At 56.7% G+C, this 22,912-nt stretch carries 22 protein-coding genes; 3 read left to right on the forward strand and 19 right to left on the reverse strand.

Annotated features, from left to right (window positions below; genetic code table 11):
• The first annotated feature begins 34 nt into the window (after positions 1-34).
• Positions 35-2,917, forward strand: a complete 2,883-nt coding sequence (locus tag CLOEV_RS07275; RefSeq protein WP_034442821.1) for an ATP-binding protein — start codon at positions 35-37, stop codon at positions 2,915-2,917.
• A 23-nt stretch (positions 2,918-2,940) separates the two neighbouring features.
• Here CLOEV_RS07275 and CLOEV_RS07280 read toward each other — a convergent pair whose 3' ends face one another.
• Genes CLOEV_RS07280 through nadE form a run of 10 tightly spaced genes read right to left on the reverse strand, consistent with a single transcriptional unit; the run spans position 2,941 to position 10,338 of the window.
• Complete coding sequence (locus CLOEV_RS07280; protein ID WP_034442826.1) at positions 2,941-3,594, reverse strand: class I SAM-dependent methyltransferase; 654 nt, start codon at positions 3,592-3,594, stop codon at positions 2,941-2,943.
• Positions 3,595-3,646: 52 nt separating this feature from the next.
• On the reverse strand, positions 3,647-3,901 hold the full coding sequence (locus CLOEV_RS07285; RefSeq protein ID WP_034442828.1) for a glutaredoxin: 255 nt from the start codon (positions 3,899-3,901) through the stop codon (positions 3,647-3,649).
• 12 nt (positions 3,902-3,913) lie between these two features.
• Positions 3,914-4,960, reverse strand: coding sequence for a tRNA preQ1(34) S-adenosylmethionine ribosyltransferase-isomerase QueA (gene queA / locus CLOEV_RS07290; protein WP_008711702.1), 1,047 nt, complete (start codon positions 4,958-4,960; stop codon positions 3,914-3,916).
• Positions 4,961-4,965: 5 nt separating this feature from the next.
• Positions 4,966-6,381: a SpoIID/LytB domain-containing protein gene (locus CLOEV_RS15950; protein ID WP_051484955.1), complete on the reverse strand. Its 1,416-nt coding sequence runs from the start codon at positions 6,379-6,381 to the stop codon at positions 4,966-4,968.
• Positions 6,381-6,602 carry a DUF2905 domain-containing protein gene (locus CLOEV_RS07300; RefSeq protein ID WP_034442831.1) on the reverse strand — a complete coding sequence of 74 codons (222 nt, stop codon included), beginning with the start codon at positions 6,600-6,602 and terminating at the stop codon, positions 6,381-6,383. The genes CLOEV_RS15950 and CLOEV_RS07300 overlap by 1 nt, the downstream gene beginning before the upstream one ends.
• Positions 6,599-7,675: a Holliday junction branch migration DNA helicase RuvB gene (ruvB, locus tag CLOEV_RS07305; protein ID WP_034442834.1), complete on the reverse strand. Its 1,077-nt coding sequence runs from the start codon at positions 7,673-7,675 to the stop codon at positions 6,599-6,601. Before ruvB ends, CLOEV_RS07300 begins: the two co-directional genes overlap by 4 nt.
• A 9-nt stretch (positions 7,676-7,684) precedes the next feature.
• Positions 7,685-8,287: a Holliday junction branch migration protein RuvA gene (gene ruvA, locus CLOEV_RS07310; RefSeq protein WP_008711709.1), complete on the reverse strand. Its 603-nt coding sequence runs from the start codon at positions 8,285-8,287 to the stop codon at positions 7,685-7,687.
• A 1-nt stretch (position 8,288) separates the two neighbouring features.
• A complete protein-coding gene (gene ruvC / locus CLOEV_RS07315) occupies positions 8,289-8,813 on the reverse strand; it encodes a crossover junction endodeoxyribonuclease RuvC (RefSeq protein ID WP_051484956.1) in 525 nt (174 codons plus the stop codon).
• Entirely contained in the window at positions 8,806-9,552 is a 747-nt protein-coding gene (locus CLOEV_RS07320) for a YebC/PmpR family DNA-binding transcriptional regulator (RefSeq protein WP_008711712.1), read from the reverse strand. The genes ruvC and CLOEV_RS07320 overlap by 8 nt, the downstream gene beginning before the upstream one ends.
• A gap of 36 nt (positions 9,553-9,588) precedes the next feature.
• Positions 9,589-10,338 (reverse strand): NAD(+) synthase, encoded by a 750-nt coding sequence (gene nadE, locus CLOEV_RS07325; protein WP_008711714.1) that lies wholly within the window; start codon positions 10,336-10,338, stop codon positions 9,589-9,591.
• 681 nt (positions 10,339-11,019) lie between these two features.
• Here nadE and ltrA point away from each other — a divergent pair.
• Both ltrA and CLOEV_RS07335 read left to right on the forward strand, forming a co-directional pair.
• Positions 11,020-12,444 (forward strand): group II intron reverse transcriptase/maturase, encoded by a 1,425-nt coding sequence (gene ltrA, locus CLOEV_RS07330; protein WP_034442838.1) that lies wholly within the window; start codon positions 11,020-11,022, stop codon positions 12,442-12,444.
• Positions 12,445-13,010: 566 nt separating this feature from the next.
• Positions 13,011-13,877, forward strand: a complete 867-nt coding sequence (locus CLOEV_RS07335; RefSeq protein ID WP_051484957.1) for a hypothetical protein — start codon at positions 13,011-13,013, stop codon at positions 13,875-13,877.
• Positions 13,878-14,119: 242 nt separating this feature from the next.
• Here the strand turns inward: CLOEV_RS07335 and argF are convergent, their stop codons facing one another.
• The 9 genes from argF to CLOEV_RS07380 form a co-directional block, all read right to left on the reverse strand.
• Positions 14,120-15,073, reverse strand: coding sequence for an ornithine carbamoyltransferase (gene argF / locus CLOEV_RS07340; RefSeq protein WP_008711718.1), 954 nt, complete (start codon positions 15,071-15,073; stop codon positions 14,120-14,122).
• A gap of 121 nt (positions 15,074-15,194) precedes the next feature.
• Positions 15,195-16,430 carry an arginine deiminase gene (locus CLOEV_RS07345; RefSeq protein WP_008711720.1) on the reverse strand — a complete coding sequence of 412 codons (1,236 nt, stop codon included), beginning with the start codon at positions 16,428-16,430 and terminating at the stop codon, positions 15,195-15,197.
• Positions 16,431-16,598: 168 nt separating this feature from the next.
• On the reverse strand, positions 16,599-17,645 hold the full coding sequence (gene ispG, locus CLOEV_RS07350; protein ID WP_034442842.1) for a flavodoxin-dependent (E)-4-hydroxy-3-methylbut-2-enyl-diphosphate synthase: 1,047 nt from the start codon (positions 17,643-17,645) through the stop codon (positions 16,599-16,601).
• Positions 17,646-17,658: 13 nt separating this feature from the next.
• Entirely contained in the window at positions 17,659-18,705 is a 1,047-nt protein-coding gene (gene rseP / locus CLOEV_RS07355; protein WP_034442845.1) for an RIP metalloprotease RseP, read from the reverse strand.
• Positions 18,706-19,863, reverse strand: coding sequence for a 1-deoxy-D-xylulose-5-phosphate reductoisomerase (locus tag CLOEV_RS07360; protein ID WP_008711723.1), 1,158 nt, complete (start codon positions 19,861-19,863; stop codon positions 18,706-18,708).
• Positions 19,864-19,867: 4 nt separating this feature from the next.
• The gene (locus CLOEV_RS07365; RefSeq protein WP_034442849.1) at positions 19,868-20,701 is read right to left on the reverse strand and encodes a phosphatidate cytidylyltransferase; all 834 of its coding nucleotides are present in this window, start codon (positions 20,699-20,701) and stop codon (positions 19,868-19,870) included.
• Positions 20,688-21,377, reverse strand: coding sequence for a polyprenyl diphosphate synthase (gene uppS / locus CLOEV_RS07370; protein ID WP_008711725.1), 690 nt, complete (start codon positions 21,375-21,377; stop codon positions 20,688-20,690). The genes CLOEV_RS07365 and uppS overlap by 14 nt, the downstream gene beginning before the upstream one ends.
• A gap of 13 nt (positions 21,378-21,390) precedes the next feature.
• Positions 21,391-22,053 carry a uracil-DNA glycosylase gene (locus CLOEV_RS07375; RefSeq protein WP_008711726.1) on the reverse strand — a complete coding sequence of 221 codons (663 nt, stop codon included), beginning with the start codon at positions 22,051-22,053 and terminating at the stop codon, positions 21,391-21,393.
• Positions 22,050-22,889: an Asp23/Gls24 family envelope stress response protein gene (locus CLOEV_RS07380; RefSeq protein WP_008711728.1), complete on the reverse strand. Its 840-nt coding sequence runs from the start codon at positions 22,887-22,889 to the stop codon at positions 22,050-22,052. The genes CLOEV_RS07375 and CLOEV_RS07380 overlap by 4 nt, the downstream gene beginning before the upstream one ends.
• Positions 22,890-22,912: the final 23 nt, after the last annotated feature.

The following is a 22,912-nucleotide window of genomic DNA, read 5'->3' on the forward strand; positions in this document are numbered from 1 at the left end:
GCGTTATAAAAACGTTATAAGGAGAACCGTTTTTATGAGGATAACCGTAATAATTTCCGATTATTCCACGATACAGTACGGTAACGATGAAGTTTCCTTCATCACCAGAAGGGCGAGGGCGCTCTTTTTTTATATGGTCATCAAAAAAACGGCCTCCAGAGACGTTCTGACGGATATGTTCTGGCCGGGCGTGCCGCCGGAGAGCGGACGAAAAAGCCTGCGCACGACACTGCACTATATCCGCAAAGCTTTTAACGGCGAAAGTGTATTTGAAAGCCGCCGGGACGTTCTCGCGCTTGGCGGCGATTTGGAGATAGAGACGCGCTATGAGGGCGGGGATATGTTCAAGGATCTCTTTATCGAGGGCTGCCCGGAATTCAACAGCTTCCTTTACGATTACAAGAGCGGTTTTGAATTGGCGAATTACGATGGGCTGAAGCAGAAATTTAATCAGAAGATCGCCGGCTGCGGCGAAAAAGAGGCCGTCGTCATGTTCCAGGCGCTCAAGGAGCGCGATCCTTACGACGAATCGCTCTACGCGGCGCTGATGAACTATTACAACGCGCACGGGCGCTACCGAAAGTCCGCGTGCGCCTATAAAGAGATCGCCGGCCTTCTGCGGGACGAGCTCTCGGTCGAACCGGGCGCGGAACTGACGGCGCTTTATAAAAACACGCTTGCGCGGCTGTCGAAAAAAGCGGACGGCGCGCGAAACTCATGGGTCCCGAGAGGCGCGGAACTGGAACGGCTGAAACTCTCTTTCAAGAACTTCCTGGAAGGAAGGGAGTTCAGCAGCTTTATCATCAGCGCGCCGATGGGCACGGGTAAAAGCGCGCTCCTCTCCCGCTTTCTCAGCGAGACCGGCGGCGAATGCCTCGTCATCCGCGTCACCTGTTACGAAGCGGAAAAGGATTCCCCCTACCGCGTGCTCAACCAGATCGCCTGCGAGGTCATCGACAGGATCCAAAAGGATAAGCAGCCGCTCGCGGACAAGACCTGTAGCTCTCTGCAATTCCTGATGAAATATTTCTCTTTTGAAAACCAGGGGAGGGCCGTCGACCGGATAGACGCCCTCGACCCGCTCTCCTACCGTCATTTTGTGGAAAACAACCGCCAACTCTTCGCAACCGCGCTGGAGCGTTATAAGATCGTTCTCTGCATAGACGACGTCCAGTACATGGACGCTGTGAGCATGGATTTTTTGCGCGGCAGCATCGAATCCTATTCCGGCGGCAGCCTGTTTTTCCTCTTCGCCATCTCCACGGAGCACAGCGCCGATTTCTCAAAGATCCACTACGGCCTCATGAAAAACCGGCGCGTGGAGGTCATTCGACTGGAAAATTTCAGCAAAGCGGAGATCGAGGCCGTCATCAGGAGCCGCTGTCCGGAAATCCGCTGCGGGGCCGAAACGATATTTGCCGAGACCAACGGGAATCCGCTGCTGCTCTTCGAGTACCTTAATTCCGCCGGTCAGGACCGCGAATTATACGCCTCTACTCTCTCCGTGCTGCTCAATAACAAGATGCGGAACCTCAAGGCCGAGCAGCGTCAGGTGCTCACCCTGGCGTCGTTCTTCATCCGCCGCATCAACCACGCCGTGATCGCCGGGCTGCTGCGGAAAAGCGCGGCCGAAATCCCCGAGATACTGGACGTCCTCGTCACGTGCGGCTTTATTGAGGAATATATTGACGGGGACGACATCTGTTTCCGCTTCCAGTGCGAAAGCTTCCGCAAATGCATCTACGATAAACAGAGCGCTTTGGCGCGCGAAAGCACCCACAACATGATCGCCCAATACATGGAGACCGTATGCGACGGTTCCGAGGGCGACGGAGACGAGATACTCTATCACTACCAGCAGGCCGGCAACCGCGCCATGTATTTGAAGCATCAGATACGCAAGCTCAGCTCTCTAATCAACCTTGACGTGGAATTTCCCGAATTCATCAGCGACGTCTCCGCCGGCTATATCGACGAGATAGAAAAAGAAATCTCCATAGGCAATGTGCCGAACGACGTGAAGTATGAATTTTATCTCATGAAAGGAAGCTTTGAGATCAAGACCTGCGATTACGCCGCCGGCATACGAAATATAAAGCGCATCTTGGAATATGACAGCGACGCGGCGCGGCAGATCAAGGCCCATAAGCAGATGGTCTACTACGCCTATCAGCTCAGGCGGCCGAAGACTATGTACCCCGGCATAACCGCGGCGCTGAGCCTTATAAAAAATTACGGACTCGAAGAGGAACGCGCCGACGTCCTCAAACTTTTCGCCATGTACAGCATTTTAGCAGGCGAGCTTGAAAACGCCTCCAGCCTTCTCGAACAGAGCTATAACCTCTTCCGCTCGCGAAAGCTATGCGACCACACGCTTTACAACATCGCCTGCATCCTCAACTATCAGGCCTCCGTCGAAAAGTATCAGGCCAACTACCCCGCTACCCTGAAATATTATGTGAAGGCGATCTCCATATGTGAGGAAAACGGCGTCATGAACGGCCTCTCCGTCTTCTACACCAATATGGGGCAGGTGCTCTATAAGCTTGGCCGGCAGGAGCGGTCCAAAGAATATTTCCTGAAATCCGAAAACCTCTACCACAGCATACATACAAACTGGAGCCGCGCCCTGACGGAGTCTTATCTGGCGCTTATTCTCTTCAATGAGGGAAATTACCGCGAAAGCGCCGCATATCTCTCACAGTCTCTGGCACTGGCGGACAAACTGAAAAACGTCTATGAGAGCACCTACAATTATTGTGTCGCGAGGATCATCAGGCGGGAGCTTCCGCGCAGCGCAGAGGCCGCCCGCTACTATGAAAAGGTGCTTGAGCGGGATTTTGATTATTACGATCAGAAGGCGGAGGCGGGATTCAGGATAATGAATATCAACGACCCGGCGCTGCGCCTGCTGTAATCGAGGCGTTCACGCGCGCGGCGTTACTTGTATGCTTTTATGGCCGCGGTCGCCTGCCAGCTTTGCAGGACTTCCGCTTTTGTAAAGCCGCCCTGCGACAGCGCGTCGAGTTCGTGTTGGACAGTCAGCGGAGTGTCGTAATGATAAAAGGCGTCGTCCGCGATATTCTGTTCCTTTTTCAGCCGCTTAAGCTCGGCGAACGACGCTCTCTCGGCGTCGTCGTTTTGGGAGAAATAGTCCGTCAGTATGAAATAGCCGTTCGCTTTCAGGGCAGTGTGAATCTTTCGATATAAACCGCGTTTGCGTTCAAAGGTGAAATGATGCAGAGATTCGACGGATACGGCGGCGTCGTATACGGCGGTTCCAAAATCGATATCGAAATACGACGCGTTGATCAGATCAAGATTTTTGCCGGGAAATTTATCTTTCAGCGCCTTTAACATTCCCGGCGCAAGGTCGACGCCAGTCACTCGCGCGGAGGGGTTCGCGGCGAAAAACGCTTCAAGCTCCAGTCCCGTTCCGCAGCCCAGGTCGAGCACGCGGCAGCCGCCGTCTGTCGGCAGCAGCGACGCCGTGTACGGATAAAACTCCCTTGCCGCGTTTATGCAGTTCAGTTGGTGTTCTTCGTAGCCGTCCAAGCGGCGGTCGAAAAACTCACTCATTTTTTCAAGTTCCATCGCGTTTATTCACCCTCAAAAAACCGGCTGTGCGCGCTTCAGCCGCCGGCGGTTAATCTTTTGCGGCTTCGTCGAGCTTAAAGACCGGCTCGCCGGCCGCGTCGAGAAAACACGGGATACCGATGCCGCCGTTCTTTTTTACCCCGTCGAATTTCGGCGAGGCGTCGCGCAGGCGGATGAATTCTTTGAGCGCCGTTATGTCCTCGTCAAAATTTCTGAAATCGAGTTCGATCTTCTTTTGCGCCGCCTCTTCAAGCGCCGCGCGCACGTCTGGGCAGTTTTTTGTTCCGTACATCGTTATCTTCATTTACGTTTCCTCCTATTCAATAAACATCGAATCCCCGAATGAGAAGAACCGGTAGCGTTTCTCCACCGCCTCGTTGTAGACGCGCATCATCGTTTCGTAGCCGCCGAAGGCGGAGACGAGCATCAGCAGGGTGCTCATCGGCAGATGGAAGTTAGTTATCAGCGCGTCGATCACCCGGAAACGGTAGCCTGGGCTTATAAAGAGCCTGGTGCTGAGCGCGCCGGGGACGATTCGTCCGTATTCGCGCGCGAAAGATTCAAGCGTGCGGACGACGGTCGTGCCGACGGCTACGACGCGCCCGCCCTTTTCCTTCGTCTCATTTATCGCGGCGGCGGCGGCCGGCGGTATTTCGCAGAATTCGGTGTGCATGACGTGTTCCGCGATGTTCTCGGCCTTTACCGGGCGGAAGGTGCCCAAACCGACCTGCAGCGTGACGAAGGCGTGCGGCACGCCCATATCCGTAAGTTTTCGCAGCAGCCCTGGCGTAAAATGCAGCCCCGCGGTGGGCGCGGCGACGGAGTTTTCCTTTTCGCGCTTGGCGTAGACTGTTTGATAACGCTCGGGTTCGGCGTGGGTGTCGGTAATGTAGTGCGGCAGCGGCGTCTGTCCGTAGCGGTGGATCAGCGTGAACGGGTCGTCGCCGTCCGCGAAGGCGACCGTGCGAAGTCCGTCTTCGAGCCGCGCGCCGACCGTTATCTCCACGCCGGCGTCAAGCGCGACTTTCGTTCCCTCCGGCAGCTTGCGCCCCGGGCGCACGAGGGCCGTCCATTCGTCCCGCCGCGCGCCGGGGTGGAGAAAGAATATCTCAACCTTCGCGCCGCCGTTGATTTTTACGCCCTCGACGCGCGCCGGCAGGACGCGGGTATCGTTCATCACCAGCAGGTCGCCGGGACGCAGATATTCCGTAATGTCGCGGAATATCCGGTCTTCGGTCAGTCCGTCTTTCCTATGGACCACCAGCAGCCGTGACGAATCTCTCGGCTCCGCGGGGTCCTGCGCTATGAGCTCTTTAGGGAGGTCGTAGTCGTAGGCGGCTGTCTTTGTAAGGTCTCTTTCCATATCGGTCAATTGCCTCTTTCCAGCGTTGTTCCGGGGAAATAATAGTCCAGTATCTGCCGGTAGCTCCAGCCGGCTTCGGCAAGAGCCTTGGCCGTCCACTGCGGCAGGCCGACGCCGTGCCCCGAGCCTCGCCCGGAGATCGTCACGGATGAGCCGGAGGCGGCGTTCATCGAAAACTGCGGCGCGCCGGCGGAAGCGCCGTTGGCCGGCAGTGCGGCCGGCTGCGGCGCGGGCGACGCCGCCGGAGTCTTTTTGCCGCTCATTCGCGCCTCGCCCTCGGCGATGAATTTGGGGTAATCTTTTTCTTTGCCTATCATTGAAACGAGCTCCTGGACGGAAAATATTTTATTTTGAGCCATCCAGTAGAGTTTGTCGATGTCTTTTTGCGGCATCGTCGAGCGGTCGACGACGACGGGAGAACTCTTCCGCGCCGACGCTGAAGGCTGCGCGGGGGCCGTCACTGATGCCGGCGTGTACGTACCCGCCGCGCCAAATTCAAAGAGGGTGCTCTTTACCACGCCGGCGCCGACGACAAGGCGGAATTGGCTGCCCGATATCAGCGTTCGCCCCCCGCTGCCGCTTATCTCCAACTGCTGAACGCGTCCGCTCTCGTCGCGCGCATAGGGCCTGATCGACGATATGTACCCCACCGACACGCCCGAGGCGGAGAGCGCGTTGGCTATTTGCTGCATCGAGAGGGTCGTCTGCCAGCTGGCGTTGGGGCTGTTATAGGCTATTGGGTCGGGACGCGCCTGCAGGTAAGGTATGTCCTTGCCCCAGACCGACTTTGAAGAGGCGCTGAAGCCGCCGCTGTCCCCATAGTAAAAGACCTGCGCCGGCGAGCCGCCGTATTTTAGGAGCTCGCCCGCCGTCGCCGCCACCGCATCGTTGATGGCCGCGGACTCGCTGGCGACGCCGCCGTAGCTTTGACAGTGCACCTGGGCGCAGACGTCATATTTGCCATGTTTCTTGGACGACAGTGTGTATGTGCGCGCGAGCACGGCCTGCGCCTTGAGCGCCTCCGCCGGCCACGCCGGGCTCATTTCGTCCTTCAGCACGCCCTTGAGGTATTCCTCCGCGTCCACCTGGTTTACGATGTTGAAACCGGAGGACGAAGCCTCAAAGATGATCGTCCCATGGTAGCTCACGCCGTTGATGATGATCGGTGTTTGCGATGTCACGGTGACCGGCATGTCGTAGCTCACCTCTCCGGCTTTGAGGGAAGCGCCGCCCGCGTAGGAGAGGGAAAAGGAGCCGGTGATCGCCGGCGTCGTGCCGCCGGAGGCCACCCTTATCACGTAGGAGGTCCCGCCGATCGTGCACTGGCTGGCGTTTCCCTTCAGCAGGACCAGGACGTCGCGCGCCTCGGCCGCCCGCGAGAAGAGAAGAAGAAACAGGAGCGCGGTTATGTATTTTTTCACTATTTCCACCTTGAGAATATATTCAATATCAGTGTCAGGATGACGCTTACGACGATCATCGTTCCGAAGGGGGCGAAGACGGTAAGGTTTTTCTTCTGGTAGGTGATATCACCGGGCAGTTTGCCGAAGGGTATATTCAGTTTTCCGGCGATGATCAACAGAAATCCGACCGCAGCGATCAGCAGTCCCATTGCGATCAGCATCTTGCCGAGCTGGTTCATAGGTTCTCCTCTTCCAGTGTGAATAGGCTCTGCTGATTCTGCTGAAGCTGTATGAAGTGGGGCGAGACGGGAATGCCGAGGTAGTCCCATGTGTTGCGCGTCGCTTTGCGTCCGCGCGGCGTGCGTTCAAGCAGCCCCTTCTGGATCAGATATGGTTCGTAGATATCCTCTATCGTCTGCGCGTCCTCGTTGAGCGCCGCGGCGAGCGTGGAAAGCCCCACGGGGCCGCCGTCGAAGAGCTCGATCAGTGCGCGCAGGAATTTCCGGTCGCCCTCGTCAAGTCCCTCCGGGTCGACGCCGAGCATGTCAAGCGCGTAGCGAGAGAGGTCGCGTTCGATCAGCGGGACCCGTTTGACCTCGGCGACGTCGCGGACGCGGCGCAGGAGGCGCAGCGCCACGCGGGGCGTTCCGCGCGAACGGAGGCCGATCTCTTCAGCCGCCTCGTCGGCGATGTTTACGCCGAGCACGCCGCTGCCGCGCTTGACGATCGCGGTAAGCTCCTCCGGCGAATAGAGGCGGAGCTGTTCGACGATGCCGAAGCGCGCGCGCAGCGGCGAGGTGAGGAGGCCGAGGCGCGTCGTCGCGCCGATCAGCGTGAACTTGGGCAGCGCGAGGCGTATGCTACGCGCGAGCGGGCCCTTCCCCACCACGATCGAGAGGGAAAAGTCCTCCATCGCCGGATATAATATCTCTTCGATATTGGCCGACATCCGATGGATCTCGTCGATAAAGAGGACGTCGTTCGGCTGGATATTTGAAAGTATCGCCGCGAGGTCGCCGGCGCGCTCCAGGGCCGGCCCGGTGGTGACGCGCAGGGTGCCCTTCATCTCTTTTGCGATGATCCCCGCGAGGGTGGTCTTGCCCAGTCCGGGAGGGCCGTAAAAGAGCGTATGGTCAAGCGGCTCGCTACGCTGGATCGAAGCGGTCATAAAGATAGTCAGTTTGTCCTTGAGGCCGCTCTGACCGATAAAGTCGTTAAGCGCCTGCGGGCGGAGCGTGGATATCTCCTCATCCTTTTCGCGGCGCATCGTCTCAATAAGCTTGTTGGGGCTGCTGCTATTATTTTCGTCCATATTTTATACCTACCTGCGCTGCAAGATGCTCAGAGAGGCCATCAGAAGGCTCTCCTCGCTCCACTTCACATCGTCGTCGGCCTGCGCCTTCGCGGTGGCGATAGCGCGCGCGCACTCCCCGTGCGAGAATCCAAGCCCGGACAGCGCGTCCGTGACGAACGAATCGAAAGAGGCCTCCCCAGTTGCGGGAGCACCGCTTGCGACGCCGGCGAATTTTTTCTCTATCTTCGGCTTGAGCTCGAAGCAGATGCGTTCCGCCCGTTTAGCGCCGAGGCCGGGAACGGAGAGCATGGAGACGTTGCCGTTTTTGACGGCTTCGATGATATGTCCTATATCGAGGTATCGCATGAGCGTGATCGCCAGCTTGCCCCCGACCGTCTTGACCTGCAGAAGTTCGAGGAAAAAATCCCTTTCCGTTTCAGAGGCGAAGCCAAACATCGCCAGCCCCGCATCGCTTATCTGAAGGTAAGCGACACACTTCATCTCCTCGCCGAGAACGGCGGAGGCCAGCAGTGCCTTGGTAGGATAGACCTCTATGCCGAAGCCGGAGACGTCGAGCACGATGCTTTCTTTTGCGATTGCGGAGAGCGTCCCACGCAGGAAATTTATCATCTCAATATCCTTTCAGAATGTTTTGGTCGTAATTGCGCATCGCGAGACCTGCGATCGCGATCGCGAGCGCATCCGCCGCGTCGTCCGGGCTCGGATTCTTTTCCAGCCCGAGCAGATGCGCCACCATCCCCTGGACCTGCCCCTTTTCGGCGTTTCCGTAGCCGCAGACGGCGAGTTTTACCTCGCTGGGCTTTATCTCATATGGTTCAAAGCCAAGCTGCGCCGCGAATAACAAGACGACGCCGCGCGCCTGCCAAACCATTTCGGCGGTGGTGACGTTTCTTCCGAAGAAGAGCTTCTCCACCGCGACCATGTCCGGCGGGAACGCCTGCGCTTTTGATTTCAATTCATTATAAAGGCAGGAGAGGCGCTGCGAAAGGGAAAGTTTCGCGGGAGTTTTGATGACGCCGTAGGTCTCGCATATCAGCGAACTTCCCAACTGCGAAACGACCCCGTAGCCCAAAGTCCCGAGCCCGGGGTCAATACCAAGCGCCCTTATAGCGCCGTTCTGCTTTTGATTAGTCAAGCTGCGACAGGATCTCGTCTGGGATGTCGAAGTTGGCGTAGACCGCCTGCACGTCGTCGTGGTCCTCGAAACGTTCGACCATCGCGAGCATCTTGGCGGCGTCGGATTTGTTATTGATCGCCACCGTGTTCTTCGGCACCATCTGGACTTCCATCGTCTCCACATTATAGCCGGCGCCCTTTAAGGTCTGAGCCACCTGCGAAAGTACGTTCGGGTCGCAGGAGACCTCAAAGCCGTCGTCGGCCGACTCCAGATCGTCAGCGCCGGCCTCCAGCGCCGCCATCATCAGCTCATCTTCATCGATGCCCTCGCCGACGATCTCCACGACGCCCCTGCGGTCAAAATTCCAGGCCACGCAGCCCATTTCACCGATCGAACCGCCGCTCTTCGAGAACAGCGACCGCATATCGGGGGCCGTGCGGTTTCTGTTGTCCGTCATCGCCTGCACCATCACGGCAACGCCGTTGGGGCCGTAACCCTCATAATATATCTCTTCCATCGGGCCGCCGAGTTCGCCGGTACCGCGTTTGATGCCGCGCTCAATGTTGTCGACGGGAACGTTGCCGGCCTTTGCGCGTTCTACCGCGACCTTAAGGCGGAAGTTGGCGTTGGGATCTCCGCCGCCCTCTTTTGCCGCCGCGATAATATCCTTGACCAGTTTCTGGAAAGCTACGCCCTTTTTGGCGTCCTGCGCCGCTTTCCTGTGCTTGATACCAGACCAATGTGAATGTCCTGACAAAAAAATCACCTCATAAGATTAGTTTAAATTTTTGTATTAAAGATTATCGGGCAGTTTTGCCATTGGTGCAAAAGCTCTTTTATGCGCCGATCTCTTAAATGCCATCTCTATTCTTTGCTTTGTCTCTTCCGGCGCGTCGCCCGTCGCGATATAGCGGTCAAGCTCCTTATAGGTCAGCCCCATCTCCGCCTCGTCGGTCTGCCCCTCCCAGAGCGCCGCCGTAGGAGGACGGCCGATTATTTCAGGCGGAACGCCGAGATACTCGGCGACGGCCCATACCTCGCCCTTCAGCAGGTCCGCGATCGGCATCAGATCGACGCCGGAATCGCCGTATTTTGTAAAATACCCGAAGGTTATCTCATCCTTGTTGCTCCCGCCGCAGACAAGATATCCGTACTGCTGTGCTACCGCGTAGAGCGTGGTCATACGTAATCTGGGTTTGATGTTGGCGGCGGAAAGTCCGCCGAGTCCGGGAAGTGAGTTTTCGATCTCTCTCTTGAGTGTGTCGTAGGATGATGAGAGATCGACCTTCATCGTCCTTATCCCTATGGTCTTGGCCAGCAGCTTCGCGTAATCCTCGTCTACCTGCATACTGTAGCAGGGCATTATCACGCCGATCACCCTGTCCGGACCGAGCGACTTCGCCAGGAGCGCCGCCAGCACCGCGGAATCGATCCCTCCGCTGACGCCGAGCACCGCGCCTTTCGCTCCTGCCACGCCGAATTTTTCCTTTATCCAGCTTGTCAGAAAGCGCGTTATCTTTTCAGGGTCCCGATAGATCTCCATGCCGCGTGCCTCACTTCCAAAGCCACCAAATTTTGTGCAAAGTATATTCTATCACAAAAGCATCACAGCCGTCATTAATTTTGACGACGCGAGCAGGGCAAACGCATCAAGAAAGGTCAGGTAGAAGATAAACTGCGATTTACCGCTCTGCCCTTCCGTCGCTCCGGCCTCCGAGCCGGAGCCGAGAGTCGTCGGGTTTGGCTTTGCCCTTTAAAAGGCTCCCTCGCCGAGGGAGCTCCCCGCGAAGCGGGGTGAGGGAGAGGTGCGCCCGGCATGCACATAAACTAGGCGGTGTAAGTCCGCTACAGGCATTGCAGTGTGAACTGTTAGCCAAAGGCAAGGGTGTCCATCGTGAGGTGGAATCTGAAGGAAGCCGGAGGCAAAACCTCGGTCCGACGAACAGGAACCGCATGTGAGGCATTATGGGACGGACGAGTCTACCCCCCAAGACAAAGTCCTACACTGCGCGAATCCCATGGTGTAAATGCGGCGGATATATGAGGAGAAAGTTTATGTGCTTACTCGGGGAGATCTTGCGGGGGCTTAACCTGAGTGCAATCCACCCAGAGATGGATGGATGAACCGCAAGAAGTCAGCAGAGGCCATAGTACTGGTGAGAGAAAAAAAACATCAGGAAGGGCCGAACGGTAACAAACTTCTCAGACGAAAGAAGGTCGGGCAATGCGAAGAAAGCAGAAAACTGCGCAAGCAGGCTGTTCATGCGAGGACAAGCTGGAAGCGGAAAGCACCATGAAAGCGCCGAGTATTGCCCACACAGAAAACGCAGGAGAAGAAAGAGCGCAAACGTTGCTCGAATGTATCCTCACCAGAGCGAACATGGCAGAGGCGTACAAACGAGTAGTCAAAAACGGAGGTGCGTCAGGCATAGACGGAATGACAGTCCAAGCGATGTATGGACACCTGAAGGAGCACTATCCCGAACTTATCCAAAGCCTCTATGATGGAAGCTACAGGCCCCAGGCAGTAAAGAGAGTCGAAATCCCCAAGGCGGACGGAGGAAAGCGCAAGCTGGGAATCCCCACGGTCATAGACCGTATGATACAGCAAGCCATCTCCCAAGTGCTGACGCCAATATTCGAGAAGCAATTCTCCGACGGCAGCTATGGATTCCGCAAAGGAAGAAGCGCCCATCAGGCAATAGAACAGGCGAGGATATATTACGAACAGGGATACAAAGTATCAGTGGATATCGACCTGGCCAAATACTTTGACACAGTCAACCACAACCTGCTCATAAAGATGCTTCGGGAAGAGATAAAAGACGAGCGTGTAATAAGGCTCGTCAGGAAATACCTCAAAAGCGGAGTAATGGAAAACGGGCTCATCAGCTCGACCACAGAAGGAACTCCGCAGGGAGGCAACCTCTCGCCGCTCCTCTCCAACATCTACCTTACAAAATTTGACAAACTGCTGGAAAACAGAGGACACAAATTTGTAAGATACGCCGACGACTGCAACATATATGTCAAAAGCGCAAGAGCCGCCCAAAGAGTAATGGGAAACTGCGTCAATTATCTTGAAGGAACGCTGAAACTCAAAGTGAACCAAAAGAAAAGTTGTATCGGAAGCCCGACAAAACTCAAATTTCTTGGTTTCTCCCTCTACCCTAGCAAAGGAGAAACGAAGATAAGGGCCCACGAACAAAGCCTGAAACGGTTCAAAGACAAAATCCGAAAACTTACCGCCAGGAATCAGGGACGCTCGATAGAGACCATCATGCTAAACCTCAGGAAATACACGACGGGATGGCTGGGCTACTATGCGATAGCCGAAATGAAAAGCGCGATGTTACAGCTGACTGGATGGATAAGACGCAGGATACGGCAAATCTACTGGAAACAGTGGAAAAGGATATGGCCGAAATACAAGAACCTCAGGCAGCTGGGGATCCATCACAGGGACGCGTGGCGATGGGCAAACAGCAGGCTCGGATGCTGGCATATAGCCAGAACGTGGATACTGACCACCTCACTGACCAACAAATACCTCGCCTCGCAGGGATATGACGATATCCTGCTGCGATATGAGGCAATGCGCGCTCGTTACCGAACCGCCGTATACCGAACGGTACGTACGGTGGTGTGAGAGGACGGCCTCTCAAATAATGGGAGGCCTCCTACTCGATTTGACCTTGGGTTTTGTTTTTGTTCTGGCCTTATCCTCTCCCGCGGCTTGCGCCGCGGGCACTGTGTGGCGCGGAAAACATGCGCCACGCAGGTCAACACTCCTTCCGACCCGGCGCAAAATCGCGCGCCGGCCCACCTCTGGTGTAACTACCAGCCGAATCGCACAAATCAGAAAAACTCTGATTTGGCTCCCTGGCCGCCTCGGCGAGGGAGGCTTTAAAGGCGCTAAATCACAGTTTATCTTTTCCCCGCAATCGCGTAAATCGGCGTTTAGAAGTGCGAATAACGAAATAACCGAGGGCTTGCCAAGCGGAGGCGCACTAATGTGCGGTGAGCATTGGCAAGCCCTCGGTTATGAAGTTAGTCGTGCGTATAAACGCCGATTTACCCCCTGTTGGCCTATCGATGCGCCTCCCTGACTACGCGCGCGCAGCGTTCTGTAACAGCCAAATAGCGGCGTTTTAAAAGAAATATGAATAAGATATAATGACAGGAAAGCATCGTATTTTTAGGGAGGTACGGGACGTGCATTCAAAAATTAAAGGTGAGATAACGGACTTCTTTTCCCGCGAGTTGGATTCACCGGAAAACGACCTTGGCGGCGGGATTCCGGCATGGGATAATTTTATTCTCGGCTGCGCCGCCGGTGATGACTCGATATTTGAAAAGCTGCGCCGCGACGCGGATTTTCCCTGCTTTACGCCGCTCGAACTTTTTCGGACCTTTTACCCCAAACCCGATACCTCCGCCTCCGAGCTGACCGTTCTTTGCTGGGTGTTGCCGCAGAGGGCGGAGACGCGTGCGGCCAACTCCGGCGCGAAGCCGGCGGAGGTATGGGGGCGCGCCAAGCTCTGTGGCGAGAAATTTTATATCTCAATGGGACTGCGGCTGGAAAAGTTCTTCGCCGAAAGAAATATCGCCGCCGTCTTCCCCATGGGACACCCGGCGGAGGTAAAACGTTTTAACTCGCAAAAATATTATGTGGCCTCAAACTGGTCGGAGCGCCACGCCTGCTACGCGGCAGGGCTAGGCACCTTCGGACTCTGCGACGGGCTCATCACACCTCTAGGCAAGGCCCACCGCTGCGGCTCGATAATCATAAAAGCCCAACTGCCGCCGACGCCGAGGGAATACGGCGACATCCACGAATACTGCCCCTGGTTCACAAAAAAGAGCTGCGGCCTCTGCATTAAAAGATGCCCTGTCGGAGCCATCAGCGAAAAAGGCCACGACAAGGAAAAGTGCCAGGCCTTCCTGCACGGAGAGTGCGCCGATTTCTTTGAAAGCTCGGGTTTTCAGGTCTACGCCTGCGGCCTCTGCCAGGCCAGCGTGCCATGCGAGGACAGGATACCGGGAAGGGAGAGGGCCGCAGTTTTCAGGAACTTTTTATAATTGATTTTATTTACGGAAAAGGCGCAAAGAAGAAAACTAAACCTCTTTTTCTCTATCGTATGGCTCAAGCGGCCGGCGGTTTCAGCTCCGCAAAGACGGGAATAGGGCGGCCCGTCAAGGTGCCGTGACGTGGCTGCCGATAGATAGAAGGGCCGGTGGAGCAAAATGATGTTTTTTCATTCCTCCACCGGCTATGTAATGGATTTTAAGTTCGGCGGTTTTTACAGGGGCCGTCGTGTTTTTTAGAAGTTTCCGATGCTGGCGACCATTACCGCTTTGATGGTGTGCATGCGGTTTTCCGCTTCGTCGAACTGTCTCGCGTGGCGCGACTCGAAGGCCTCTTCCGTGACTTCGTATCCTTTTACCGCCGGCAGGCAGTGGAGGAAGATCACGTCGTCGTTGCCGGAGGCTTTTATGAGTTCCATGTTTACCTGGTAGGGCTGGAGTATCGCCTTGCGTTCGGCAAGCTTCGCCTCTTCGCCCATCGAGGCCCAGACGTCGGTGTAGATGGCGTCGGCGTCTTTGACGGCGGCTTTCGGGTCGTCAGTGATGGTTATCGTCGCGCCGGATTCACACTCTTTTGCGATCTGCTCACACTCGGCGACGAGGGCCGGGTCGGGGAAGAGTTCTTTCGGCGAGCCGATGACGAAGTGCATGCCCATTTTCGCGGCGCCGATCATCAGTGAGTTGGCGACGTTGTTGCGCCCGTCTCCGACGTAGACGAGTCTGACGCCCTTGAGGCGGCCGAAGTTCTCACGGATGGTGAGGAAGTCGGCGAGGACCTGAGTCGGGTGGTAGTCGTCGGTGAGGCCGTTCCATACGGGAACGCCGGCGTATTTCGCGAGATCTTCCACGACTTTCTGGCTGAAGCCGCGGAATTCGATGCCGTCAAACATGCGGCCGAGGACGCGCGCGGTGTCGGCGACGTCCTCTTTGTGGCCGAGCTGGATGTCGTTCTTTCCGAGGTATTCGGGGTGTCCGCCCTCGTCTATGGCGGCGACGGTAAAGGCGCAGCGTGTGCGTGTCGACGGCTTCTCGAAGATGAGCGCGACGTTCTTGCGTTCAAGAAGGTTTCCTTTGATCCCGGCGCGTTTTTTGTTCTTAAGGTCCGCTGCGAGGTCAAGGAGGTAATTGATCTCTTCCGGCGTGTGGTGCTTAAGAGAGATGAGATGGCGGTTGCGAAGATTTACAGGCATAGATGATTGCTCCCTTCAAGTTTGTTATTTATTTTTATTTTAGGCTATGTATTTTACTGCTTTTTAAAAATTTGTAAATAGCTTTTATAAATTTTTTTGATATCAACTATGTTTTATATTTCTATAGCGGCAGTCTGTTCAGCGGCATCGACATGCAGCGCGGGCCGCCGCGTCCCCTGCCGAGTTCAGGCCCCTCCAGCTCGAGGACTTCGATCCCGTTGTCTCTGAGTATTTTCGACGAATTTATATTGCGGTTGTAGGTGACTACCTTCCCGGGGGCGACCGCGAGGGTGTTGCAGCCGTCGTGCCACTGCTCGCGCGCCATTTCCGCCTTGTTGTGCGCCGTCATTTTGATGAGGCGCAGTTTATCGTAGCCGAGCGTCTCCGCCACCGCCCGCTGCCAGTCATCTTTCTGCTCGAGGCCGGTTATGCGGCCGTCTTCGCTGTAATCGAGCTGCCATACTTTCAGCGATTCCAGGATCGGCGGATAGATGCAGAAAGCGTCGCGGTCAACCATCGTGAAGACGGTGTCGAGGTGCATGCAGTAGCGTTCCTTCGGTATTTCAAAGGCGAAGATGCGTTTTATCGGCGTGCGTGAGGCGAGGTTGCGTCCTATGCGCTGAACGGTGGTGGGGGCCGTGCGCTGCGAGACGCCGATGGCCATCGTATCGCCGGAGATGACCAGCAGGTCTCCCCCTTCGACTTTCTGCGGCCATACTTCGTCCGCGGCGTCTCCGAACAATATCTGCATTCCTTCAAATCTTGGATGGTAGTTTGTGATGTATTTCCAGTAAAGAGGTTCGATGCGGCGCGCCTCGAAGGTCATCTGTCCGATTATTATGCCGTTGGCGACGGTTATCGCCGGATCTCTTTGGAAGTAAAGGTTTGGGATGGGGTGGATGATGAAATCGCTTCCGTTTTCAACGGATGATACCAAGCTTAAATTGCATTTGCAGATGTCTCTGACCTCTTTTTTTGTGTAGCCTTCAATCAGATGATCCGCCAGTTCTTTCGACGGTATGTTCATCAGCTCCGTTATGAAGGCCTCGGAAAGTCGTCGGTCAAGGCATTCAAATTTGAATACGTCTTTGATGAGCTGCTCGCGTATTGGCGCGGCATCCACCACATCCGCGAGGCAGTCGCTGAAGTAGAGAACCTCTGTGCCGTCTTTTCTGAGTATCTCGGCAAAATTGTCGTGCTCTCTCTGGGCCTGAGCAAGCCAGAGAAGGTCGTCGAAGAGCAGTTCGTCCATGTTTTCGATGGTAAGCCTGTCGATCTCCTTGCCCGGCCTGTGGAGCATGACTTGTCGCAACGGTCCGGTTTCGGAGAATACACTGAATTGGCTCTTCTGGTTCATTTTTACACCTCCTAAGTTTTTATCAAAACTTATGTTTCAATATACTTATTGCGCTGAGAAGGTAAAAAGTTTGAAATACCAACATTGCATAAATATCTTATATTTTTATATCAGATTAGTCAATATGTTTTTCTATAAAAAATAATGGAACCTCACGTTCGTTTAAGTTTAGTAAATTGTTATCTCTCTGCGGATGATCTCTTCAAAATCTTTCATCTCGCCGCGGCAGACGAAGGCTCCTTTTTTAAAGACTATGAAGCCGTTGGGGCTGCCGGCGACGCCGAAGTCGGCGCTCGAGGCCTCCTTGGGGCCGTTGACCTCGCAGCCCATCACGGCGATGGTCATGCCCCTGTTCGCCGTCGGCGGTATTATCGCGCGGAGTTTTTCAACGAGCGCGGCGACCTCGATGCGCCGGCGGCCGCAGGTCGGGCAGCTGACGAGCTGCCAGCCCCTGCTCCGCAGTCCGAGGGCCTGCAGGATGTTGTAGCCGGTCTCTACCTCTTCGACGCCAGGCGAGGTGAGGCTGACGCGGATGGTGTCTCCGATCCCCTGCGCGAGCATCAGCCCGATGCCGACTGCCCCCTTGACGATCCCGGAATTGCCGCATCCCGCTTCGGTGATGCCGATGTGGAGCGGATAGGGGTATCTGTTCGCGAGTATGGCGTTGGCACGCGCCGTCTCTTCCACGGATGATGATTTTGCCGAGATGATCATTTCCTCGAATTTATTTTTTGTGAGCAGCCTGAGCTGTTCTTCGACGGCGAGGACGAGCGCCGCTCCCCTGTCTCCCCCCGCGGCTTCCATCTGGGCGTTGTTGAGGGAGCCGCCGTTGGCACCGATGCGTATGACGGCTCCGGTATCTTTCGCGGCGGCAATGACCTCGGCGAGGCCTGCCGATCCGCTCATATTGCCGGGATTTATTCTGATCGCCCGGCAGCCGGCCTTTAGCGCCGCCAGGGCGAGCCGGTGGTCGAAGTGGATGTCCGCCATGAGCGGCAGGGCACTTTTTTTGATCAGCTCCGCGAAGGAGGCGGCAAGCCGTTCGTCCGGCAGCGCCGCCCTCGCCAGTTCGCAGCCGGCGGCGGCGAGCTCTTCCGTCTCCGCCGCGCAGCCATCGATATCCGTGAGGCGCGTCTTCAGCATGCTTTCCACGCGCACCGGCGCGCCGCCTCCGATCCTCAGGCCTCCGATCGATACGCTTTTTCTGCTGCCCATGACGAATCAGCTCCTACTGTATAAGTCTGTATATGTCTTTGCCGGTGACGAGGAAGATCAGCGCGAGCAGGATGATGAAGCCGGCGTAATGGATCATCGTCTCCACTCTCTCCGGCACCTTACGGCGCGTCACCAGTTCCACGAGGATGAAGATTATCCTGCCTCCGTCAAGCGCCGGAAACGGCAGCAGGTTCAGCAGGCCGAGGTTGAGGTTTATCACGCCGAGGAAGGCGATGAAGGTCCAGAATCCCTCGCGGAAGGCGTCGCCCGCCATCGTCGCGATGCCCACCGGCCCCGTGACGTCGGCCTTTATCTGCCCGGTGAGCGCCATCCAGAGGCCGCTCAGTATCTCCACGCTCATTTTCCATGAATAGGTGAAGGCCGTTCCCAGAGCTTTGAAGAGGGGATATTTCTCATGGGACGGCTGTACGCCGAGCAGGCGGCCGCCCGCCTCTTTATTGACCGGCACGTCGATCGCGAAGTGTTTCTCTTCGCCGCCGCGCTCCACGGTGATGTCGAAGCGATCGCCCCTTTTGTCTCTATCCTGAATGTTCTTCCTGATGTCGGCCCAGTTCTTGAGTTCCCTGCCGTCGATGCTCCTGATGATGTCGCCGCTCTTGAGCCCCGCGCTGTAGGCGGGGGTGTTTTCCATAATGTTGCCGAGCTTTGGCACCTCCATGTTGTATATGCCGTAGCCGCTTAGGTATGCCGCCGTCAGTATCCAGGCAAGTGCGATGTTGACCGAAGCGCCGGCGCCGATGATCAGGATGCGTTCCCACGGTTTTTTATTGGCCAGAGACCGTTTCGGGTCGTAGCCGGCCGGCTTTTCCTCGCCTTCCTCCCCCGCGTCCTCTCCCTCGAGCTTCACGAATCCCCCGATGGGAAAGGCGCGGAAGGAATACTGCGTCTCTCCCTTCCGCCTGCTCCAGATCACAGGCCCCATGCCGAACGAGTATTCGTGTATCATGACGTCGCGGAAGCGGGCCGCCCAGTAGTGGCCGCCCTCGTGCGACATCACGCATATTCCTATCACTATCAGAAATGAAATGATGCTTATCAACTATCTGTTCCTCCGGTCTCTGCATATCTTGTCGGCCGTCTTTTCACCCTCTTCGACGAGGGCGACAGCCTCTTCGAGAGTCTTTGGCGGATTTCCGCCATAGCGCCCGAGCACCTCGGAGATGACCTCCGCGATGGCCCGGTAGGATATCTCATGGCCGAGAAAGTGTTTGACTGCGCTCTCGTCGGCTCCCACAAGCAGCGCCGGATAGGCGCCGCCGAGCCGTCCCGCCTCGCGCGCCAACGCGAAGCAGGGAAAAAGTTTTTCGTCTATTTCGCGAAAATCAAGCTCCCAACCAGCCGGTTCTATGGGAGGAAGGCCGTTTTCCGCAAGCGGCAGACGCTTCGGCCAGGCGATGGCCGCGGCCGCCGGCAGCCTCATGTCCGCCTGTGATAGCAGCAGCTTCACCGTGCCGTCTATAAATTCCACCATTCCGTGTACCTGCGAACGTGGATGGATGAGCGCGCCCACCTTTTCGGCGGGCAGGTCGAAGAGCTGCATCGCCTCTATACATTCTATACCCTTATTCATCAAAGTGGCGCTGTCGACCGTTATCTTCGGCCCCATCTTCCAGACGGGGTGCTTGAGCGCCGCCTCCGGCGTCACCCTTTCCATCTCTTCCGCGCCGTAATCTCTGAACGGGCCGCCGGAGGCGGTCAGCCAGACACGCGAGAGCTCATTTTTCGGAGCGTCGCGCAGACACTGCCAGAGGGCGCTGTGCTCGCTGTCCACGGGGCGAAGCTGATCGGCCCTTTTTACCAGCGGCATCACCCAAGGGCCGGCGACGACGATGCTCTCCTTGTTTGCGAGCGAGACGTCTATGCCGCGCGTAAGGGCCTTTTGCAGGGCCTCTATTGCCGCGACGCCCGACGAAGCGAATACGGCGTGGTCCACGGAGGGTTCTTCGACCATCGCCGCAAGCCCCTCTTTGCCGGTAAGGCAGAGGAATCCCTCCTCGCGCCAGTTTTTATCTTCCGGTTCGGTCAAGCAGAGTATCCCGGCGTTGTGCTTTCTGCCGAGCTCCGCCAGCTTCTTCGCGTTGCTCCGCGCTGAAAGCGCCCTTATCTCAAATATCCGCGGAAAACGCGCGCAAATATCAAGGACGGCGCCGCCGACGCTTCCGGTGGCCCCTGTTACCGCAAGCCTTATCTTTTCCATTTCTCTATCCTATCAGTTCAAATATGACAAACGCAAGCGTACCGTTGACGAGAATGCTGTCAAAGCGGTCGAGCAGCCCTCCGTGTCCGGGGATTATCGAGCCGGTATCCTTGACTCCGGCCTCGCGTTTGAGCACCGATTCGCCGAGGTCGCCGAGCTGTCCCGCTATTCCGCAGAGAAGCCCCATCAGCAGCAGCGGCATCGGCGGGAAGGAGAAGATCAGCGCGAGCAGGCCGCCGCACATGAAGCTGGCCGCCGCTCCGCCGAGAAAACCCTCCCATGTCTTGTGCGGGCTGACCTGGCTGCAGAGAAGGTTTCTTCCCAAGTGGCTGCCGACGAAGTAGGCCGCGACGTCACAGCTCCAGGTGCAGAAGAAGAGGGTGATGAGGAACATCGCGCCCAGTTCCCGCGAGCGTATGAGGATCATGAACGACCACGGCAGCACGACGTAGGCGATGCCGGCCACTGTGGCCCCCATCGTCACCAGCGCGTTGCTCTCCCCCGATACCTGACGCTTCAGCACCTCAAGAAAAAGCGCGATGAAGGCGATCGCCGAGATGGAACAGAGGATCGTCGCGATGCTCATGAGGCCGAAGGCCGTTCCGAGCAGGATAAAAAGCCCGGAGATCATGATCAGCACCGGCGAGGCGCTCAACCTGGACAGTTGAAGTTTGTGGAACTCCCAGAGCGAAAACATCGCGATAAGAATTACGATCGCGCTCCAGACGTGGCCTCCGAGCATGATGCCGCCGACCACCGCCAGTACGATGAATACGCTGCTGAACGCGCGCAGTTGGAGATCGGGGCTAGAACGGAGGAATTCATTAAGCTTTTCCATAACGACGTTCTCTTTCATAATAGTCTTTCACAGCCTCCTCAAGGTCTTCTTTATTGAAATCGGGCCAGTATTTGTCCGTAAAATAGTATTCACTGTAAGAGCTTTGCCATAGCCAGAAGTTGCTGAGGCGCAGCTCGCCGCTTGTGCGGATGATGAGGTCCGGGTCCGGAACGTCCGGCAGGTACAGGTTCTCCCGCAGCATCTCTTCCGTAACCGGACTTTGTGGGTTTTGGGCAGTTATTTTATTTATCGCGTCAATTATTTCTTTGCGTCCGCCATAGTTGAGGCAGATTATAAGCTGGCGTTCCTCGTATTGTTCCGTCTTTTCCTCGGCTCTGCGCAGTATCTGCCGGATGTCTTCCGGCAGCGCCGCGAGATCGCCCGCGAAGCGCATACGGGTCTTTTCCCTGCACAGTTCGTTGAGTTTGGAGTTCATGTAGTAGCGAAAGAGCCCCATAAGTCCGAGGACCTCGCCTTTGGGACGCTTCCAGTTTTCCGTTGAGAAGGCATAAAGAGAGATGTATGGTATGTCGAGATCCTTTGCCGCGCGCACGGTGCGTTCTACCGCCCGCACGCCGGCATGGTGGCCCATCACGCGCGGCAGGTGCTTTGACTTCGCCCAGCGCCCGTTCCCATCCATTATTATCGCCACATGCGCGAGTTTTTTCTTTTCCATGTCGATCCCGGCTCTAGCCAAATTTGATGCCGCTGATGGAACCGGTGGCCTTGACGGCGTCCCACTGGCGTTTTACCTCCTGGATGTCGAGCCAGGTCAGGTGCTTGGGGCTGCCCTCCTTCGAGCTGGCGTTGCGCAGCAGGTAGCTCGGGTGGAACATCGGCATGACTGCGGCCCCGCGCCACTCGAACCAGCGCCCGCGGAGCTTCGTTATGCCCTCGCTCGTCTGCAGTATCCAGCGCGCGGGCGTATTCCCCAGCAGCACGATCAGCGCCGGGTTTATCAGCATTATCTGTGTCTGCAGATGCTTGTCGCAGAGCACCGTCTCCGCCGGCGTCGGCACGCGGTTCTCCGGCGGCCTGCATTTTACGATGTTGGTTATGTAGACCTCCCGGCGGCTGATCCCCGCCGCCGTCAGGATCTGAGTCAGGAGCTGCCCCGCCCTGCCGACGAAGGGGATCCCTTGTGTGTCTTCGTCTGCTCCCGGCCCTTCGCCGATGAACATCAGCCTGCTGTCCGGGTCGCCGTCGCCGAAGACGACCTTCGTCCGCGTTTCCGCGAGGGGGCAGGCGCGGCAGGCAAGCACGTTTGCCTTCGTCTCTTCCCAGAGCGTCTTCTTCATCGCCGCCCTCTCCTCGTCGTTCAGTTTAAGCAATATATCTTCGTTTTCCGTCATATCTGGACCTCCGCGATTATTACGTCTACAGTTTTTACATCGAGCCCGGTGAAATAACGCAGGCTTACCGCTATGCGCTCTTTTACCAGGTTCGCGATGCTGAGGAATTTTTTGTCCCCGAGCGTCACGGTGAGTTTCATTTCGATACGGAGGGATTCCTCCTCTTCGGGGCTCACCTTGACCTCGTTGACTTTGGCCACCTGCGTCGTGCGGCTGGCAATGAAAGAGGCAAGTTCCTCGATCGCCTCCGTTTCGATATGAACGTTGCCGTAGAAACTAAAGGGGGGACGCACGATCGTCTTTTCCCCCTCGTGCTTGTCTTTGGATTTCCAGAATACGCGCAGCTGGCCGACTAGCTTGCCCGCGAAGTTTTTGCGCACCAGCACATGGGAGACCGGTATTACGTGCTGCCCCTTGCTGAAACGTTCGCGGCGCGCCTTCACTATCTCCTCCGGCGTGGCGACGTCTTCTATATGTACTATCTGCTCCGGCGCCGGCAGGTTCAGCTTGCGCAGTATCCGCATCGCCATGTTGTCGGAGGTGGCGATGACCATTACAGAGCAGGGAGCGGCCGAGCGGAAGTAGTCGATGACCTCTTTGCGGTGTTCGTCAAACTCGAAGATGGCGCGCCTGATGGCGCTGACCTGGTTCCTCTCCGCCTTGGCGCTTTTTCCGCAGACAATGCTGCCCTTGTGGATGACGAGCCCGTCGTCTATGATGTAATCGGCGTCGACCAGAGAGGCGACGAGCTGCGCCCTTTGGCTTTTGCCGGTGCCCGCCGCGCCCACAAAGGCGGACGTCTTTACATTCTCTATCAGCTGTCTGTCTTCGGCCATCCGGCGCCCTCCTTCGTTCTCTT

The sequence above is a fragment of the Cloacibacillus evryensis DSM 19522 genome (genome assembly GCF_000585335.1).
Lineage (GTDB): Bacteria > Synergistota > Synergistia > Synergistales > Synergistaceae > Cloacibacillus > Cloacibacillus evryensis.